14 protein-coding genes and 2 pseudogenes are annotated in these 16,321 nt (G+C 60.1%); 7 read left to right on the forward strand and 9 right to left on the reverse strand.

Annotation, left to right across the window (positions count from 1 at the left end; translation table 11 throughout):
- The first annotated feature begins 109 nt into the window (after window positions 1-109).
- Window positions 110-2,392: a bifunctional diguanylate cyclase/phosphodiesterase gene (locus tag PO883_RS22245; protein WP_289311690.1), complete on the forward strand. Its 2,283-nt coding sequence runs from the start codon at window positions 110-112 to the stop codon at window positions 2,390-2,392.
- Between the two features lie 158 nt (window positions 2,393-2,550).
- Here PO883_RS22245 and PO883_RS22250 read toward each other — a convergent pair whose 3' ends face one another.
- The 3 genes from PO883_RS22250 to PO883_RS22260 are packed head-to-tail and all read right to left on the reverse strand — an operon-like array spanning window position 2,551 to window position 5,806.
- Window positions 2,551-2,844 (reverse strand): hypothetical protein, encoded by a 294-nt coding sequence (locus PO883_RS22250; RefSeq protein WP_289311691.1) that lies wholly within the window; start codon window positions 2,842-2,844, stop codon window positions 2,551-2,553.
- A gap of 2 nt (window positions 2,845-2,846) precedes the next feature.
- Complete coding sequence (locus PO883_RS22255) at window positions 2,847-3,626, reverse strand: 4'-phosphopantetheinyl transferase superfamily protein (RefSeq protein WP_289311692.1); 780 nt, start codon at window positions 3,624-3,626, stop codon at window positions 2,847-2,849.
- Between the two features lie 8 nt (window positions 3,627-3,634).
- Complete coding sequence (locus PO883_RS22260) at window positions 3,635-5,806, reverse strand: LamG-like jellyroll fold domain-containing protein (protein ID WP_289311693.1); 2,172 nt, start codon at window positions 5,804-5,806, stop codon at window positions 3,635-3,637.
- A 167-nt stretch (window positions 5,807-5,973) separates the two neighbouring features.
- Here PO883_RS22260 and PO883_RS22265 point away from each other — a divergent pair, with 167 nt between their 5' ends.
- From PO883_RS22265 to PO883_RS22275, 3 genes are all read left to right on the forward strand, one after another.
- A complete protein-coding gene (locus tag PO883_RS22265; protein WP_289311694.1) occupies window positions 5,974-6,363 on the forward strand; it encodes a DUF2946 domain-containing protein in 390 nt (129 codons plus the stop codon).
- 127 nt (window positions 6,364-6,490) lie between these two features.
- Window positions 6,491-6,667 (forward strand): hypothetical protein, encoded by a 177-nt coding sequence (locus PO883_RS22270; protein WP_289311695.1) that lies wholly within the window; start codon window positions 6,491-6,493, stop codon window positions 6,665-6,667.
- A gap of 136 nt (window positions 6,668-6,803) precedes the next feature.
- A complete protein-coding gene (locus PO883_RS22275) occupies window positions 6,804-8,912 on the forward strand; it encodes a TonB-dependent receptor (protein WP_289311696.1) in 2,109 nt (702 codons plus the stop codon).
- 109 nt (window positions 8,913-9,021) lie between these two features.
- On the opposite strand, the gene PO883_RS22280 is transcribed toward PO883_RS22275, so the two are convergent.
- From PO883_RS22280 to PO883_RS22295, 4 genes are all read right to left on the reverse strand, one after another.
- Window positions 9,022-10,512: an ATPase domain-containing protein gene (locus tag PO883_RS22280; RefSeq protein ID WP_289311697.1), complete on the reverse strand. Its 1,491-nt coding sequence runs from the start codon at window positions 10,510-10,512 to the stop codon at window positions 9,022-9,024.
- Window position 10,513: 1 nt separating this feature from the next.
- The gene (locus tag PO883_RS22285) at window positions 10,514-10,936 is read right to left on the reverse strand and encodes a hypothetical protein (protein ID WP_289311698.1); all 423 of its coding nucleotides are present in this window, start codon (window positions 10,934-10,936) and stop codon (window positions 10,514-10,516) included.
- Window positions 10,937-10,962: 26 nt separating this feature from the next.
- Entirely contained in the window at window positions 10,963-12,306 is a 1,344-nt protein-coding gene (locus tag PO883_RS22290) for an ATP-binding protein (RefSeq protein ID WP_289311699.1), read from the reverse strand.
- A 252-nt stretch (window positions 12,307-12,558) separates the two neighbouring features.
- A complete protein-coding gene (locus PO883_RS22295; RefSeq protein WP_289311700.1) occupies window positions 12,559-12,720 on the reverse strand; it encodes a hypothetical protein in 162 nt (53 codons plus the stop codon).
- On the opposite strand from PO883_RS22295, the pseudogene PO883_RS22300 reads away from it, so the two are divergent.
- Window positions 12,647-12,936: pseudogene (locus PO883_RS22300) on the forward strand (helix-turn-helix domain-containing protein); the annotation flags it as partial. The gene PO883_RS22295 and the pseudogene PO883_RS22300 sit on opposite strands and share 74 nt — an antisense overlap.
- A 13-nt stretch (window positions 12,937-12,949) precedes the next feature.
- Here the strand turns inward: PO883_RS22300 and PO883_RS22305 are convergent.
- Window positions 12,950-14,011 carry a DNA-binding protein gene (locus PO883_RS22305; RefSeq protein WP_289311701.1) on the reverse strand — a complete coding sequence of 354 codons (1,062 nt, stop codon included), beginning with the start codon at window positions 14,009-14,011 and terminating at the stop codon, window positions 12,950-12,952.
- 184 nt (window positions 14,012-14,195) lie between these two features.
- Between PO883_RS22305 and PO883_RS22310 the strand changes: the two genes are divergently transcribed.
- Window positions 14,196-15,245 carry a site-specific integrase gene (locus PO883_RS22310; protein WP_289311702.1) on the forward strand — a complete coding sequence of 350 codons (1,050 nt, stop codon included), beginning with the start codon at window positions 14,196-14,198 and terminating at the stop codon, window positions 15,243-15,245.
- A 118-nt stretch (window positions 15,246-15,363) separates the two neighbouring features.
- A complete protein-coding gene (locus tag PO883_RS22315) occupies window positions 15,364-15,939 on the forward strand; it encodes a TerD family protein (protein ID WP_289311703.1) in 576 nt (191 codons plus the stop codon).
- Window positions 15,940-15,994: 55 nt separating this feature from the next.
- Here the strand turns inward: PO883_RS22315 and PO883_RS22320 are convergent.
- Window positions 15,995-16,321: pseudogene (locus PO883_RS22320) on the reverse strand (short-chain dehydrogenase); the annotation flags it as partial.

Genomic DNA, 16,321 nt, shown 5'->3' on the forward strand with positions numbered 1-16,321 from the left:
GCAAGGCAAGACCCCAGTATCACCCATGTCCAGGGCGAGCCGGAGCAAGACGAGCCCCAAGGTTCTTTGAAGCCGACACACAACAATGATGACTAATCATCGACATGTCATGAACATATTTGCACTAACTCATCGACAGTCTGGCGCGCGTGTTTTCATCCCGTCCGTGCTTGCATGCATCGCCGCTGGCCTGCTTTGGATCGCCTTTCATCAGCGCTCAGTGATGTTGATGCTGGTCGGCTTTTTATGTTTCGGTGGTGCAGGCATTTGGCTTGAGCTAGGAAATCGGCGCGCCATGCTCGATCGCGAACGAGTGCACGCGGACGCGCAGCGACGACGCTTCGAGCGCATACTGGACGTGGTTGATGACGCATGGTGGGAATGGAATGTCAGCGAAGATCGCCATACGCTCTCCGCGCGCTGGTGGAGCATGCTCGGTTATGCAGTCGACGAACATCCTGCGGATGCCGGCATTTGGCAACGCCTGGCCCATCCCGACGATCTCGAAGAAATCAAGCGTGCTCTGCTCGCAGCGCTTGAACAGAACACGGCGTCGGCAGTGATTGAAATGCGGCTCCGGCATAAGGATGGCGAATACATTCCGCTACTCACGCGCTACGCGATCGAACGCGATATCGATGGCAAAGCGCGCCACGTCGCGGGCGTGTGCGTCGACTTGAGGGAGCGCAGGCATGTTGAACAACAATTGCAGCAAGCAGCCACAGTGCTGGCGACCACCCGCGAGGGTATATTGATCACGGATGCGGACGGCCGTATTACGCTGGTCAACCAGGCATTCACCGACATTAGCGGCTATTCATCATCTGATGCAATTGGCAATACGCCAGCTCTGCTGCAGTCAGGGCGCCACGACGCGACATTTTACGCTGCCATGTGGCAAACCATTGCGCGGGACGGACAATGGCGGGGAGAGATATGGAATCGCCGCAAGAGCGGCGAAATTTATCCGGAATTGCTGACGATCAGTGCGATCAAGGATCGCGCCGACAATCTTTGCAACTATGTGGGTGTGTTCGTCGACATCTCCATGTCCAAGGCGTCCGAGGCGGAACTCGATTTCGTGGTCCATCACGACCCGCTCACCAAGTTCCCGAACCGCTTGCTGTTCATGTCGCTGCTCGATCATGGCATCAAGATAGCGCATCGTGAAGATAAGCAACTCGCACTATTAATGGTCGACCTGGATCAGTTCAAGGATGTGAACGACAGCTATGGTCACGCCGTCGGCGACGAATTGCTGCAACAAGCCGCCGAGCGCCTGCGATGTCGATTGCGCGACATGGATACTGTTGCTCGCCTGGGTGGAGATGAATTTGTGCTGATGCTCGAAAATATCAATGGTCCAGAAGGCGTGGCCAACGTTGCAAATGAGATCATCACACTGATGGATCAACCGTGGCTTCTGTCGGATGACGTTCAAGTCCATGTCGGCGTCAGCGTCGGCCTCAGCCTGTTCCCGGAGCACGGCACAAACGCCAACGAATTGCTGCAACACGCAGATAGCGCGCTGAATAAAGCCAAGAACGAAGGGCGTGGTTGCTTCCGCTTTTTCTCGGAAAATCTCACGCATGCGGCGCGTGAGCGCATCAGCCTTGAATCACGCCTGCACCATGCGGTCGAGAACAACGAATTGCGCGTCTTCTACCAGCCGCAGGTTGACATCGCAAGCGGGCGCATTGTCGGCGCGGAGGCGCTGGTGCGCTGGCAGGACCCGTTAGAGGGATTAATGTCACCGGTGCGCTTCATTCCCATCGCCGAGGCGAGTGGCCTGATCACCGATATCGGTGCCTGGGTAATGATGCAAACCTGTCTTCAAGGACAATCCTGGATTGAGGCTGGGCTGCCGCCTCTCACTCTGGCGGTTAATCTCTCGCCCAAACAATTTTTACACAGTAACGTCGAAAATATGATCACGACGGCACTTCGCTTGAGCGGATTTCCGCCCACCAGCCTGGAATTGGAGTTGACTGAAAGCGCGTTCATGGAGCGCGAGGAGGACGTGCTCGACATCCTCAATCGCATGCGGACCGTTGGCATGCGCGTCGCCATTGACGACTTTGGCACGGGCTATTCCTCCTTATCCTACCTCAAGCGGTTTCCGCTCGATGTTTTGAAAATCGATAAGAGTTTCGTCGATTCTTTGCCACACAAACAGGAGGACAGGGCGATCGCCTCCGCGATCGTGGCAATGGGGCATGCACTTGACTTCAAGATTCTGGCGGAGGGGGGCGAAAATGCCCAGCAACTCGCATTCCTGGAACAACGCGGCTGCGATTTGTACCAAGGATATTTGTGTAGCCGGCCGGTCCCGGCAGACAACTTTGCGGCCCTCGTGCGCGATCAACAATTGGCGAATAGTGTGCCAGCCTGAGCCTTGTCTGGACGTCTTAAAAACATCAAATCATGCAAGCCCGTGGAGTTGACCCGTGAGCATAAAAAAAGAATGACGACCGGTGCCGTCACGGTTGAATTGGACGACAAGTTGTCCTTAGTTAAAGAGATCTTTGACCATGGAAAATTTGTGTCTGTTCAGCGTCCATGCAGTGGGCTCGAAGCGACTGGCTTGGCGCGGCCGCCCTGCCAGACTCGCGTGGCAATGTCCGGTCGAAGCCTACGTCTTTCCTGAGAGATCGGCTCGCCGATGAAGAAGCAGTGGGCCGCTTCGCTCAAGCGCGGGCAAGCGGCATCCAGGCAGGCCTGGCCCAACTCGTCGCGCCATCCCGGTGACGATGAAAGTATCTTGACCATGTCGTCGTCCCGCCACAAGCCGTCGGACTGGAAATGCTCCCTGAGTGCTGCGATCGGATCGGGGGAAGCCGTCATGGTCAGCGTTTCAGCAGGGTCCACGCGAAAGGCGTGTCGGCGCCGGTCGGAATCACGCTGCGCACGGTGAGCTGCGGGACGGCGCCGTCGAGGCGTTCGGCGCACAGCGCGAGCAGGTGCTCGGGGGTGGGCCGGAATTGCCAGAAGCGCCAGCGCGCGCCATCGTCGCCCAGTTCGGGGTCGACGGCAAGGGCGACGCTGCGCTCGTCCGGGAAATGGAAGCTGAAACGGTCGAGCGGGATCGACAAGCCCATGCCGCGCGCCTTGATATACGCTTCCTTGAAAGTCCAGTATTCGAAGAAGCGGTCCTGGTGCCGCTGGTCGGGCACGGTGGCCAGCTCGGCCACTTCGGCCGGCGCGAAACAGTGCCCGGCGAGGTCGCCGGACACCTGGCGCGTAGCGAGGTTTTCAACGTCGACGCCCAGCACGCGCTCGCGCGTGACGGCCAGCGCGATCAGGCCGCGCGTGTGCGAGACGTTGAAATTGAGCGAGCGCGCGTCAAGGTGCGCGTTGCCGATGGCGGGGCGGCCGTAATCATTCGGGATGAAGGTCCAGTCGGCCGGCGCCACCGGCGCATAGCGCGAGAGCGTGGTACGCACCAGTGCACGCGTGGCCAGGTAGCGCAGGCGGTCGTCCTCGCGGTAGAAGCGGATTTGCTGCTGGCGCTCGGCGTCGTTGAGCAGCTCGAGCATGGCCGCCTGCAGCGCGGGGGCGGTGAGGGTCTGGTAGAACACCAGCCAGATATCGATGTGCTGGCGGGTGAGCGGATGGTGTGGAATCATGCTGGGGGTCAGGTGCGCATCAGGGCGGCCAGTTCGGCGGCACCCAAGGCGCCGTGGAAGAGGCGGAAGTCGTCGATGGTGCCGTGCAAGGAGGCATCGGTGGGAAACTGCGAGCGGCCTAGCCAGTTCTGGCTGGTCGGTCCGAGGCGGAAGGGCGCCAGCGCCAGGGCCGTGTTGCGGCCCACTTCGGCGCCGTTGACGTACAAAATTCCCGTACTGCCCGACAAGGTGACCGCCACGTGGACCCACTGCCCCACAGGCAGCGCGGCGTTGCCGGAAATGCCTTGTTCTCCAGCGGGGAAGTTGGTGGCGATGCCGAAGCGGGCCACGCCTTTGTTGTTGCGCGGCGTGAGCATCATGTAGTGCCCCGGCCCGCTGCCGAAGTCGAACACGCGCGACCACGGCGTGGCCGCGTTCAGGTAGACCCATGTGGCCACGGTGAAGTCGGCCAGGTCCGCAACGAGATTGGAGGGCAGGCTGACATGGCCGCCCGCGCCATCGAGCGCGACCGCGCTGCCGGTACGGCCGGCGATCCAGGTGGCGCCCCTGGCCAGGGTGCCGGTATGGCCGTTGCCGCTGGCGTCCGCCGCGACCGTGCCTGATGCTTCGTTCATGTTCAGCCGGGTGTGCGGCGCCAGTCCCGCGATAACGCGCGCCGCGGCGGAGGGGGCGCTTTCCTTGCCGGCGATATGCGCTGTCACCACGTAGTAAAAGACGCCGGCGGGCATGCTGGTGTCGGTGTAGCTGAGCAGGCCGCCGATGCCGCTGGCCAGGACTTTGTAGGGACCACCCAAGGCCGTGGCGCGCTTGACGGTGTAGCTGCTGGCCTGGGCGCAGCCCCACCAGCTGAGAACGACCTTGCCCGCAGTCTGGCGCGCCGTCAGCCCGCTAGGGACGCTGCCGGCCATGGGCTCGCGCGTGAAGGTCAGGGTGCCGAAACCAAGCTGGTCGCCGTTGCCGCCATCACCTTCGGGACGGGTTTGCAGTGCTTGCGCGCCGGTGCAGGGAGCGGCCAGGCCGCGCCGGTTGGCGTAGTGCTGGTGAACCATTTCCCACACGGGACGGAGAATGCCTTGCGATTCGGACGAGAAGGCGCTTTGGCAGGCGTTGATGTTCTGGTAGGGCGTGTAGGGCACCGGGTAAAAGGCGCCAGCGCCATCGCGCAGGTTGGATTTGGCGACGTATTCGGCGCCGGCGAGGAAGCGGTTGTTGTCGTAGCCGTACATGTCGTCGCCCTGGCTCCACGCCATTTCGCAGAACGCGCCGGCCAGGCCGATGCCGAGCGTGGCATGGCCCTGGTCGCGGCCACTTTCCTGCCACTGGCCGAGGTGGCCGGGGTGGAGGTAGTAAACAGCCTGGCAACTGGCGCCGTTGCCGGGACCCGTCATGTAATAGTTCATGGCTTCGCGGTACAGGTCTTCGCGGTCGCACAGCACGCCGATGGCGAGGATGGAGGCGAGGGTGCACTGGTCCCAGTTGGCCCAGTAATTGGTGATCTCGGCGCCGTTGTGCTGGACCAGGAACTGGTGGTTAAGCGGGTAGAACACGGTGAGCATCATGTGCTGGAAGCGCGCCAGATCGGCCGGCGCCCATCCGGCGTAGGTGCGCATGATTTCGGCGGCGTTGGCGAACTGGTAGCCGTAGATACCGGCCGCGAGGAAGCGGTCGGCGTTGCCGCCGATGGTGGTGAGGGTGGACGACCAGGCGTTGAGGAAGGCGATGGCGCGGTCGGCATAGGCGGTGTCGCCGCAGACTTTCCAGCGCAGCGCGAGCTGGTAGGCGCGGGCGATGTCGATGTACAGCTGCGCGAAGTTTTGTCCGGCGCCGCCACGGATGACGGTTTCCAGGGGCCGCGGCGTGGCGTTCAGCTGGGAGCGGCCGTTGGCGACGAGGGCTTTCCAGCCGCTGGTCCATGGTTCGGCGCTGGCGGCGACCTTGGCGCGCATGCGCTCGAAGTCGGCGGCGGTATGCAGCAGGCCAGGGTGGACGAAGCGGCGTGGCGCGGCAGGGCCGATGGCGTTCGAGCGCTTCGACTCGGTGACGCTGATGGAGCTGCCGGCGTCGTCCACGCCGCCACCGCCGCAGCCGGTGAGACCCAGCGAACCGAGTGCCGCAAGGCTGACGCCGCCGGCGCAGAACTGGCGCCGCGTGGATGGGAATGTCGGTTTGCTGTCGGACATGGGACTCCTTCGGGATGAATGCCACCGGCCACCGGCCGCCGTGCGGGCAATGATTGTACCGCGTCGGCAGATGAGCGATGGACTGCCTGCCATGTTGCGCATGGGAGCAGGCGCGAACGGCAAAAATGGTGTCGTGGAGAAGCCTTCCTTCGGCTATAATATTTGCCATGATCAACATTGCAAAGCGACAAACACTGCACATCTGGATCGCCATGCTGGCCATCCTGTTCAGTACGCTGGCGCCCGGAATGGCGCGCGCGATGTCCGCTTCCGGCGCCACCGCCGGCACGATGGAAATCTGTACCGCCAATGGCTACAAGCTGGTCAAGGTCGGTGACGCCGACGCCAGCAAGACGCCGGGGTCGGCACAACACGGCATGGAGCATTGCGCATTCTGCCTCACGCACGGCGGCTCGCTCGGCTTGAGCGGCACGCTGCCCGAAAGGCTGGCGTTCGATGCCGTGCGCGATGTTTATCCGCCGCTTTTCTACACCGCACCCCGATCCCTGCACGCCTGGTCCACGGCCAATCCGCGCGCGCCTCCCCACCTCGTCTGATCGACCGCTGCGGCGCACACGCGTGCGTCCGCGCGGCCACACATCCAGTTACAGCCTTGCGCGCCGGTCCGCCGGTGCACGCTGCCGCCTTGTCGCGGCCATCTGAAACCTGTTTGACGAGTATTCCATGAACCCATCGTTTTTTGCCGCGCCAGCCAGCCTGGCCATCTTCCTGCGCACGCTGCGCTGCTTTAACGCCGCCGCTTTTGTCGCGCTGGCGTTCTTCTATTTCGCATCGTACTGCCTGCCGCCGTTGCCGGCCTTTCCGATGCAGCTCATTGCGCTGACCCAGACAGCGCACTGATTTCGCACGGCAGTCGTCCGCAAGCCGGATGCATCGATGCTGGCCGCGCCGCGGTCCGCATCGTGACCAGCTGCGTCGATTTGCCCTTGCATCAGCGTTTTTGACTTCACAACACATCACTTGTCAGGGAATTACCATGAAACCGCTTTATCTGTCCGTCTGTCTGGCCGCCGCCGGCGGCGCTGGCCTGAACGCGCACGCCCAGAGCAACGCCGCACAGGAACTCGCGCCGCACATGAAAGTCATCGTCTCGGCGATTGGCGAAGGCTTGCAGCCGCGTAGCTCCGGCGCCGGCGACACGGCGCTGTTGCTCAGTTCCACGCCGGGTTACAGCGTGGCACAGGGCGGCGGCGTCTCCGGCCTGCCGTTCGTCAATGGCCTGGGCGACGACCGCCTCAAGATTCGCATCGACGGCATGGAAATCACCTCGGCCTGCGCCAACCATATGAATGCGCCGCTGTCGAACATCGCGCCCAGCCAGGTCGGCCGCATCGAAGTGCTGGCCGGCGTGACGCCGGTCAGCGCCGGTGGCGACAGCATCGGGGGCACCATCACCGTGAAGTCGGCGGCGCCCGTGTTCGCCAAGGCGGGCGAGGCGCTGCGCACAGGCGGCAAGCTCGTGTTGAGCGGGCGCAGCAACGGCGAGGCGGTCAACGCGGGAGTGTCGGCCACGGTCGCCAGCGACAGCATGAGTTTCGGCTACAACGCGGCGTATTCGCACGGTCATAGCTACGAGGATGGCGACGGCAGGCGCGTGGCGGGCAGCCTGTACGAGAGCATCAACCAGTCGGCCGTGCTGGCCTTGCGCGAGCAGAACCAGCAGCTGACAATGCGCGTCGGCACCCAGCGCATTCCCTACCAGGGTTTTCCCAACCAGTTCATGGACATGACCGGCAACGACGGCAAGTTCGCGAACGCGGGCTATGCCGGCAAGTTCGGCTGGGGTGAACTCGACGCCAGCGCCTACTGGCAAAGCACCGACCACGAGATGGGTTTTTTCTCGCCTGAGCGGCCCGGCAACATGCCGATGCTGACGCAGGGCCGCAACACCGGCTACGCGCTGCAAGTCACGCTGCCCTTGAGCGATGCCGGCACGCTGCGCATGGGCCAGGAGTTCCACCGGTTCCGGCTGGACGATTTCTGGCCGGCCGTGGCGGGCTCGATGATGATGGGTCCGAACACCTATATCAATATCAACGATGGCCGGCGCGACCGCGTTGCGCTGTTCGGCGAGGCCGAAACCCGGCATGACGCGCGCTGGACTTCGCTATTGGGCGCGCGCTGGGAATCGGTGCGCATGGACGCCGGCGTGGTCCAGCCGTATGCCCAGAACATGATGAATGCGGCCGATGCCGCCGCAGCAGCGGCCTTCAACGCGGCAGGACGCAGCCGGCGCGACCGCAATCTGGACCTGAGCGCACTGGCGCGCTTCGAGGCGGACGCGGGCAGCACCTACGAACTGGCGGCGGCGCGCAAGACGCGTTCGCCCAATCTGTACGAGCGCTATTCCTGGGGCCGGGGCACGATGGCGATGACGATGACCAACTGGTTTGGCGACGGCAATGGCTATGTGGGCAAGGTCGACCTGAAGCGGGAAACGGCCACCACGCTGGGCTTCACCGCGCACTGGCACGGCGCCAGCGGCGCGTCCAGCTGGTTCGTGAAGCTCAATCCATATTACAACCGGGTGCAGGATTACATCGACGTCGACGTGGTGGGCCAGTTCACGCCCTACCGGGTCGCGAACGCACGGCGCGCGCTGCTGCGCTTCGCCAATCATGACGCCAGGCTGTACGGCGCCAATCTGTCGTGGAGCGTGCCGCTGGCCAGCAGCGGCAGCTTGGGATCAGTGAAATTCGGCGGAAACGCGGCTTATACGCGCGGCAAGCGCGCGGACGGCGGCGACCTGTACCACATCATGCCGTTCAACGCCTTGCTGACGCTGGAACACAGCAATGGCGCCTGGGACAGCCGGATCGAGAGCAAGCTGGTGGCCCGCAAGGAGCGGATCGATGCGCGCCGCCTGGAACCGGAAACCGCCGGCTATGCGCTGCTGGGCGCCCGCACCAGCTACCAGATGCGCAAAAACGTGCAGTTGAGGGCCGCCGTGAGCAATCTGCTCGACAAGGCGTATGCCGATCCGCTGGGCGGTGTGTATTTGTCGGGGCTGCGTGCCGCCGGCGCTTTGCAGCCGTTGCCGGGTCACGGGCGCTCGGTCGAGCTTGGCCTGAGCGTGGGGTTTTGACGGCAGCTCATTGAGCGCGCCGCATACCGGGTAAGGGCGGTGCCGTCCGCCTGGCCCCGGGTCGGCGTACCGCCAACCCGGGGCCACGATCATTTGGTGCCGCAGCGAGTCAAGCCTCGGTGTCATGCATATGTTTTTCGCGACCGGATACCATATTATCCCGTTTCTTTGTAGGTCTTCCCCCTAACAGGCCCTCTTGTTCGACCAACATCTCGCCGATATGAAGTCCATTCTCATCAATAGTATATTCCCGTAGCTCATCGGAATGGTGGCTGGCACGAACCTTTACCACCGCGATGACGCGACGCAAGCGACTTTCAACTTCAATATAGCGTTGCACAATGATCGCATCGGTCAGGAATGCGGTTCCATACGGACTGAAACGCAAATCTGTATATCTGTCCTCAAGCTCCGAGGTCATGACCACGGTGGTTCCAGCGTCAGTCAACGTGGTTACAAGGCGGAGCATCGATTCGCGGAAATCCGTACGGAAGGTTGGCGCTAGCGCAAGTTCAAAGCCGGAAAGTGAATCCAAAACAACCCGCGTCGCATTTGTACGTCGAATTTCATTTATCAACAGAACGATTACCTCGTCAATGGAAAGATCCGGAGATCCGGTGTTGACCACACTGACAACGCCGTCCTTGACCAGTTCCGCAAGTATCGGATTTCGAGATTTTCTACGCGGACGTTGTTCAAATGCCGCAATCACCCCGGCTTCCCCTTGCCGCGCTCCCTCTGCAAGGAAGGTAGAAGCTAATATGCTTTTTCCTGAACCCGATGGGCCGGCGACCAACAGAGAATATCCTTGGGGTATGCCACCGCCGAGCATGTCATCCAACTTGGGAATTCCCAGCAGAACGCGCGGAATTTCCCGCTCCGTCTCTTCATGATCAGGAATCCGTACCGGCGCAAATATTCTGATCCCATTTTTGCCAATTCGAAATGAATGAAGGCCTGGCATTGATGCCTGTCCCCGCATTTTGAAAACTTCGATTTTGCGGACCATCGAATTTCGCTGAACACTCTGACGCAACCACAATATCCCATCCGCCACGGTAAAAACAGGATTAACATCGCCTGGCTCCGCATACTCGCCAATAAGAAACGTAGTGGCTTGCCAACTTGTCATAATCATGGCTAATTCTTGAACAAAATGCTCTACTTTATTTCGCGTATCATCGCTTGAGAGTGATGACCTCAATACAGACCGGAACGAGTCAACAAAGACGAATGCTGGCTTGTGAGCGACGACCTCTTCGGCTATTCGGTGCAGGACACGATCGAGATCTCCGCTTAATGTTTCCTCGGACAAGTTAACAAAATGAACAGTGCCATTAATTGCATTCGCATCGAAAAAACTGAATTGCTGTTGATATCGAAGCATTTTGAGCGGAGGCTCGCCCAAAATCGTGAGGAAAAGAGCTGGCTGATCTGGTGTCGCTAATGAAAACATTATTTGATGAGCCAGCGTGGTTTTGCCACAACCAGGAACACCCGCAATCAAGTTGAAGGAAAATTGCGGCAATCCGCCACCAAGTAATTCGTCCAACCCTGGAACCCCAGTAGCTAGCTGCTCTATATTGACCATTGTACCCATTTTATAATCCCCGCGCATATTTAGCGCTCGATGTTTCCCACACAGAACGGAGCAATATCTCCGTCACAGCCAAACCAATCAGCGTTACCAGTCTACTGTAAAAACCTTGCAGTAAGGCTAATCCTGCTTGCTTGGACGTCACGGCGGTTTGTTCTACAAGTACGGATCTCAACAATTGAACTCTTTTGAGTGAAGGGTCGGGATTTTCGATTGCAGCAGATAACCAAGAATATTGCATGGCGATTTTGCTAATATTCGCATGGTGAAGCTTGCTTAGTCCGCGCAAACCAATTATCGAGGAAAGCTTTTTTTCCGCTTCACTGAATAATTCGATTATTCTATCCGCCATCAACTCAGAGCAGTTGGTTTGATGGTCATGCCCCTCCAGCAAAGTCGCAATCCAACCGATATCGTGGTTTTCCATAAAAACCTATGGTTGTGAAGTTAGTATTAATTGCACAATTCACCATTCGATGGTAACGACGAATGGTCATCGCCTTTGTCAGTTTTTAAAGCATGTACGGGAACGGAGTCCAGCAGCTTCACAAGCTCCTTGAGGTCGATCGGTTTGACCATGTATCGATCAAAGCCGGCTGCGATAGCTTGCTTCCTGTCTTCAATTCGACCATAGCCTGAGACCGCGATGGAAAAGGGAATTCGCGAACCGATTTTTTCCCGCAGGCGCCGGATCAGTTCATATCCATCCATCCCCGGGAGGCCGATATCACATACAAGCACATCGTAATGGTCCACGCTGGCTATCTCCAATCCTTGCACGCCATCGGACGCGGTGACGATCTGGTAGCCTTCCGATCTTAGAAAGATGGCCAGCATGTCAAGTGTGTCAGGATTGTCTTCAACGAGCAATATACGATGGCGATGCGGGCCACGCTCAAGCTCTTGCGCAAATATGACTGGCGATTCAGCGTAGATGGGCATCGGCAGCGTCACCGTAAACACAGTCCCCTGTCCTATCCCCGCACTCTCTGCTTTAACCGTTCCGGCATGTAGTTCGATGACGTTTCGAACTACGTTCAGACCAATGCCCAGACCTCCTTCAGAACGTGCAAGCGCACGAGGACCCTGGGTGAACAAAGAGAAAATGTGTGGAAGTACGTCAGAGGAAATGCCGGCGCCATTGTCAGCCACCGTGATCACGACAGTATCTTCATTGACCCAAGCGTTTACTACAATTTTTCCACCGTCCGGAGTAAATTTCGATGCGTTGACAAGGAGATTTGAAAAAGCTTGCGCCAGCCGAACCGGGTCGCCAAAAAGCAATATGTCTTCTGATGGGACATACAGTTCGATTGACTGATTTCGTTGAGAAATTCTCAACTGTATGGTTTCTATAGCGCTCCGTAGTTGGTCAGCCAGAAGAATTGAACTACGCATTAACGTAATCTTCCCGCTGTTGATTCGAGCCGCGTCCAGAAGGTCGTCGAGAAGACGGGAAAGATGATTTATTTGGCGATCGATTGTGTTTTGAATCTTTACCAATTGCGCCGAAGGGAAATATGTTTTTGCAAGCATTGAGCTTGCCATGCTGATGGGCGCCAGCGGGTTGCGTAGTTCATGAGCAAGCATCGCCAAAAATTCATTCTGCCGTTGATTTGCCCTCTCAGCCTCAAGACGCAAATTTTGGGCATCTATAGTAGCCAGCACTAAATTTTCGTTGGCACCACAAAGAAGCCGATTTTTCGCGAGAAGGTCATCGCGCTCAATCTCAACTGCACGCATGGCAAGATTCACGTCCGCACGTTGATTGGACGAGAAGCCACTGCGTTTCGACACGCGCGTTCTTTTGGGAGGGTTCATAATTTGCGGAAAAGCGTAAAAAGTTTCATCTTTCCACCAATTCATCGAAGTTAAGATCTACTAAAACTAGTAAGCTAAATATAGCCATGCTAGGCTTTAAGCAACATCTGTGGCATATCTCAAGAAATGTTTGAATATGAGTTGCGTGAGACATTGCGGCTCTGCATATCGAACAAGCTTATCTTCCCAGATCTATAATTGTGGCGGCGCTACTTTGCCATTTGGAAATTATTCCAGGTGACCGGCCACAAAATCCGGGTAATTAGTGCTCACGGGAAAATGCTCTGTCTGGCGCCCGGTCTCGTGCTGAGCCATAATTGAATTCGTAAAGGAAGGCCTGAACATCACCGGCGAAGATTCGCCGATGGCGAACCTGCCGCTGTCGGTCATGGGGTGTTCGTGGAGTTCGAGCGGGCCCTGATCGGCGAGCTGCCGCGCGAAGGAATCGCACTGGCCAGGCGGCGCGGCGCTTGCTGAGGTCGCAAGAAAGCGCTAGTGAACGACCAGGTTGTCGAGCTGCGTCGCCGCGCTGGTGCCGGCGAGCAGAAAGCTGCGCTTGCGCGGGAGTTCGGCCTCAGTCGCGAGTTCCTCTATCAATACCTGAGAGTGACGCAGCGGCTTAATCCGATTTTCCGTTCCACTGTACCTTCAACGCCCGCTCCTGGCGCAACTCGGTTTCCAGCACGGTCAGTTGACGCATCAACGCCTGTTTTTCCTGGGCGCCGGCGTGTGCCACGCTGTCGGCGATGGCCAGGCGCGAGGCGGCGATTTCCGACTCTCGCGCCCGTACCGCCAAAGCGATCTTGCTGTCGCTCAGTTCGGCCTGCATGGCATCGTGCCGGGTTTGCAAGTTGTCGAGCTGGGCGGACAGCGCCGCCACCTGGAACGCGGCCCGTTCGGATTCGGTGCGTGCGCGCGCGGCCTCGCTGTGTGCGGCCTCGGCGGCCTGGTGCAGGCGGGCATTCTCGGTGCCGGCCTGGGATAGCTGGCCGGCAAGCTGCGCGGCCTGGCCTTTGTGATGCAGCAATTGCTGGCGCAAGGTCACCAATTCCCGGTCGACCAGGGCGGCGCGCTGCTCGAAACCCTGGCGTTCCTCGGCGCGCTGGGCGGCGGTGGCCTCATGGTAATGGTCGAACTGGGCGCGCGCCTGCGTCAGCTGGGCGTTGAGCGAGACGACTTCCGAGGCACGGTCGCCGAGGCGCTGCCGCAAGCCATCCTGCTCGCTGCGGGCGCCGGCCAGGTCGACCGTCAGCAGGTGGTTGGCTTGGTGGGCCTGCGCGATGGTGGTGATCGCGCTGTCGAGTTCTGTTTCGAGCACCTTCACACGCTGTTCCAGCACGGCCCGTTGCGCGCGCGACTGTTGCAACTCATCGGCGAGCTGTTCAAGCCCGGCCGCGTGGGCGAGCTTTTCCACGTCCAGATTCTGCTGGAAATCCGTTTTGATCGACTCATACACCCCTTTGACCGCTTGCAGCAGGCTCGGCGGAACGCCGGGCGTGGCGGGGGCGGGCGCCTGCTGGTGTTCTTCCTTCCAGCGCTTGAGCATGGGCGCGATCGTGCTTTTACTGCCCGTGCCGCCAAGCGCTTCACGAACGGTGTCCACGGTGGGGTTCCTGTTATCGGCAGCGAGACCGGCAGCGGCGGCTGCAACGTGGGAATAGAGGATGCCGGCACGTGCCATTTTGGGACTCCAGAATAAGGTAACGTATTACGTGTTACGTAATATTATCTTAAATTACGTTACTACGTATTCTTAAAATCATTTTTATTGATCGCGATAAGAATTGTTATCGTGAGTCATCCGCCGCCCTACCGTGATATGCTGCGTAATACCCGTTACAAATCGCGCTTTGCCGCGTCCCGCCATGTCCGATGATTTCATTCCCGCCCTTGTAGCGCCCGCCACCGGCCTGGCGCCGCCGCGTAACGCCATTACGCCCCTCGATGCCGAGCTGAGCGCCCAGCACCGCGCCTTTCTTGCCGCGGCCACCTCGGACAACACGCGCCGCACTTACCGCTCGGCCATCAAGCATTTCCTGTCCTGGGGCGGGGTGCTGCCGGCCGACGAGCCGGCCATGATCCGCTACCTGCTGGCATTTTCCGCCTCGCTCAATCCGCGCACGCTGGCACTGCGCCTGACCGCGCTGTCGCAGTGGCACGTGCACCAGGGTTTTGCCGATCCCGCGTCCACGCCCACCGTCCGCAAAACCCTGGCCGGCATCACACGCACCAACGGCAAGCCGAAAAAGAAGGCCAAGGCACTCCCGGTGGAAGACCTGGAACGGATCGTCGGGGAACTCGCGCGCCTGGGCACGCTGAAAGCCGCGCGCGACAACGCCTTGCTGCAAATCGGATTTTTCGGCGGCCTGCGCCGCAGCGAGCTCGTTGCCATCGACGTGAGCCACATCGGCCTGCAAACGGAGGGTATGACCATCACCCTGCCGCGCTCGAAAACCGACCAGACGGGGGAGGGCATCGTCAAGGCGATCCCTTACGGCGACGGCGCCTGCTGCCCGGCCACGGCGCTGCGCACCTGGCTCGATGCCGCCGGCATCGCCAGCGGCCCGGTGTTCCGCCCGATCAGCAAATGGGGCGAGCTGTCCGCCGCCTCCCTGCACGAAGGCAGCGTCAACACCATCCTTGAACAATGCGCACGGCTGGCCGGCCTCGATTACGTTCCCGACCTGTCCAGCCACAGCCTGCGGCGCGGCATGGCCACCAGCGCGCACCGCGCCGGCGCCAACTTCCGCGATATCAAACGGCAGGGCGGCTGGCGCCACGACGGCACCGTGCAAGGCTATATAGAAGAAGCCGGCCGCTTCGAGGACAACGCCGCCGGCACCCTGCTCAGGTCAAGTCTTCGCCAGGACCCGCAAGCAACGCGGCGCGGCGGCAAAAACGCCTCGGGGAAGTGATGGCTGGAAGCGCGCAGCGACAGCGGCGCCGCGCTTTTTTTAAGGCCGCCTTCAGCCCCGCGCGCGCGCAGCCCCTATAATTAGGGCTTGTGCAGTCACTAAAACAGGAGAATTCAAGATGGCAATCAGTCTGACCAAGGGTGGCAACGTCAACCTGAGCAAGGAAGCGCCCGGCCTGACGAAAATGGTAATCGGCCTGGGCTGGGATGCCCGGTCCACCAGCGGCGTCGAGTTTGACCTCGACGGTTCGGTGTTCTTGCTGAAGGCCGACGGCAAAGTCCGCGCCGATACCGACATGATCTTCTATAACAACCTCAAATCCGTCGATGGCAGCGTGACCCACTCCGGCGACAACCGCACCGGCGCCGGCGATGGCGACGACGAAAGCATCACCGTCGAACTGAGTCGTGTACCTGCCGACATCGAAAAAATCTCGGTGTGCGTCACCATTCACGACGCCGCCGCGCGCAAGCAGAACTTCGGCATGGTGTCGAATGCCTTCATTCGCTGCATCAATGCCGCCGACAACACCGAAATCGCGCGTTTCGATCTGTCCGAAGATGGCTCGACCGAAGCGGCCATGATTTTCGGTGAAGTCTACCGGCATGCCGGCGACTGGAAATTCCGCGCGGTCGGCCAAGGCTTCAATGGCGGCCTGGGCCCGCTGGCGTCCTCGTTCGGCGTCAACGTATAAACGGATGACCCGTCACCCCGCGCAGGCGAGGGTGACGGCGGCTGTGAATGCCAGGTCAGCAATGCAGCCAGAACTTCTCGTTCCACGGACGGAAGTCCATTTCGCTGGTCCACGCCGTGCGTGGCTGGCGGTGCAGGCCGAACACCGCATCGGCCAGGTGCCGTGGCTCGGCCTGGGTGTAGCCGGCCTCGAAAATATCCGAATCCTTCACGTCCGCATCGATCACCACGTGCGCCACGTGGATCCCCGACGGCCACACCTCGCGCGCCAGCACCTGGGCCAGCGCCCGCAGCCCAAATTTGCCGACTGCCAGATTGAGGTGATCTTCACGCCCGATCAGCGACGACGTCGAACCGGTGAGGATAATGCTGCCCCGGCCTAA

The sequence above is a fragment of the Massilia sp. DJPM01 genome (assembly GCF_030348125.1).
GTDB lineage: Bacteria > Pseudomonadota > Gammaproteobacteria > Burkholderiales > Burkholderiaceae_D > Telluria_A > Telluria_A frigida.

Excerpts from the sequence above, each read along its gene's own strand:
- PO883_RS22245 (WP_289311690.1), top strand. The coding sequence starts at position 110 with ATGAACATATTTGCACTAACTCATCGACAGTCTGGCGCGCGTGTTTTC.
- PO883_RS22250 (WP_289311691.1), bottom strand. The coding sequence starts at position 2,844 with ATGACGGCTTCCCCCGATCCGATCGCAGCACTCAGGGAGCATTTCCAG.
- PO883_RS22255 (WP_289311692.1), bottom strand. The coding sequence starts at position 3,626 with ATGATTCCACACCATCCGCTCACCCGCCAGCACATCGATATCTGGCTG.
- PO883_RS22260 (WP_289311693.1), bottom strand. The coding sequence starts at position 5,806 with ATGTCCGACAGCAAACCGACATTCCCATCCACGCGGCGCCAGTTCTGC.
- PO883_RS22265 (WP_289311694.1), top strand. The coding sequence starts at position 5,974 with ATGATCAACATTGCAAAGCGACAAACACTGCACATCTGGATCGCCATG.
- PO883_RS22270 (WP_289311695.1), top strand. The coding sequence starts at position 6,491 with ATGAACCCATCGTTTTTTGCCGCGCCAGCCAGCCTGGCCATCTTCCTG.
- PO883_RS22275 (WP_289311696.1), top strand. The coding sequence starts at position 6,804 with ATGAAACCGCTTTATCTGTCCGTCTGTCTGGCCGCCGCCGGCGGCGCT.
- PO883_RS22280 (WP_289311697.1), bottom strand. The coding sequence starts at position 10,512 with ATGGGTACAATGGTCAATATAGAGCAGCTAGCTACTGGGGTTCCAGGG.
- PO883_RS22285 (WP_289311698.1), bottom strand. The coding sequence starts at position 10,936 with ATGGAAAACCACGATATCGGTTGGATTGCGACTTTGCTGGAGGGGCAT.
- PO883_RS22295 (WP_289311700.1), bottom strand. The coding sequence starts at position 12,720 with ATGACCGACAGCGGCAGGTTCGCCATCGGCGAATCTTCGCCGGTGATG.
- PO883_RS22305 (WP_289311701.1), bottom strand. The coding sequence starts at position 14,011 with ATGGCACGTGCCGGCATCCTCTATTCCCACGTTGCAGCCGCCGCTGCC.
- PO883_RS22310 (WP_289311702.1), top strand. The coding sequence starts at position 14,196 with ATGTCCGATGATTTCATTCCCGCCCTTGTAGCGCCCGCCACCGGCCTG.
- PO883_RS22315 (WP_289311703.1), top strand. The coding sequence starts at position 15,364 with ATGGCAATCAGTCTGACCAAGGGTGGCAACGTCAACCTGAGCAAGGAA.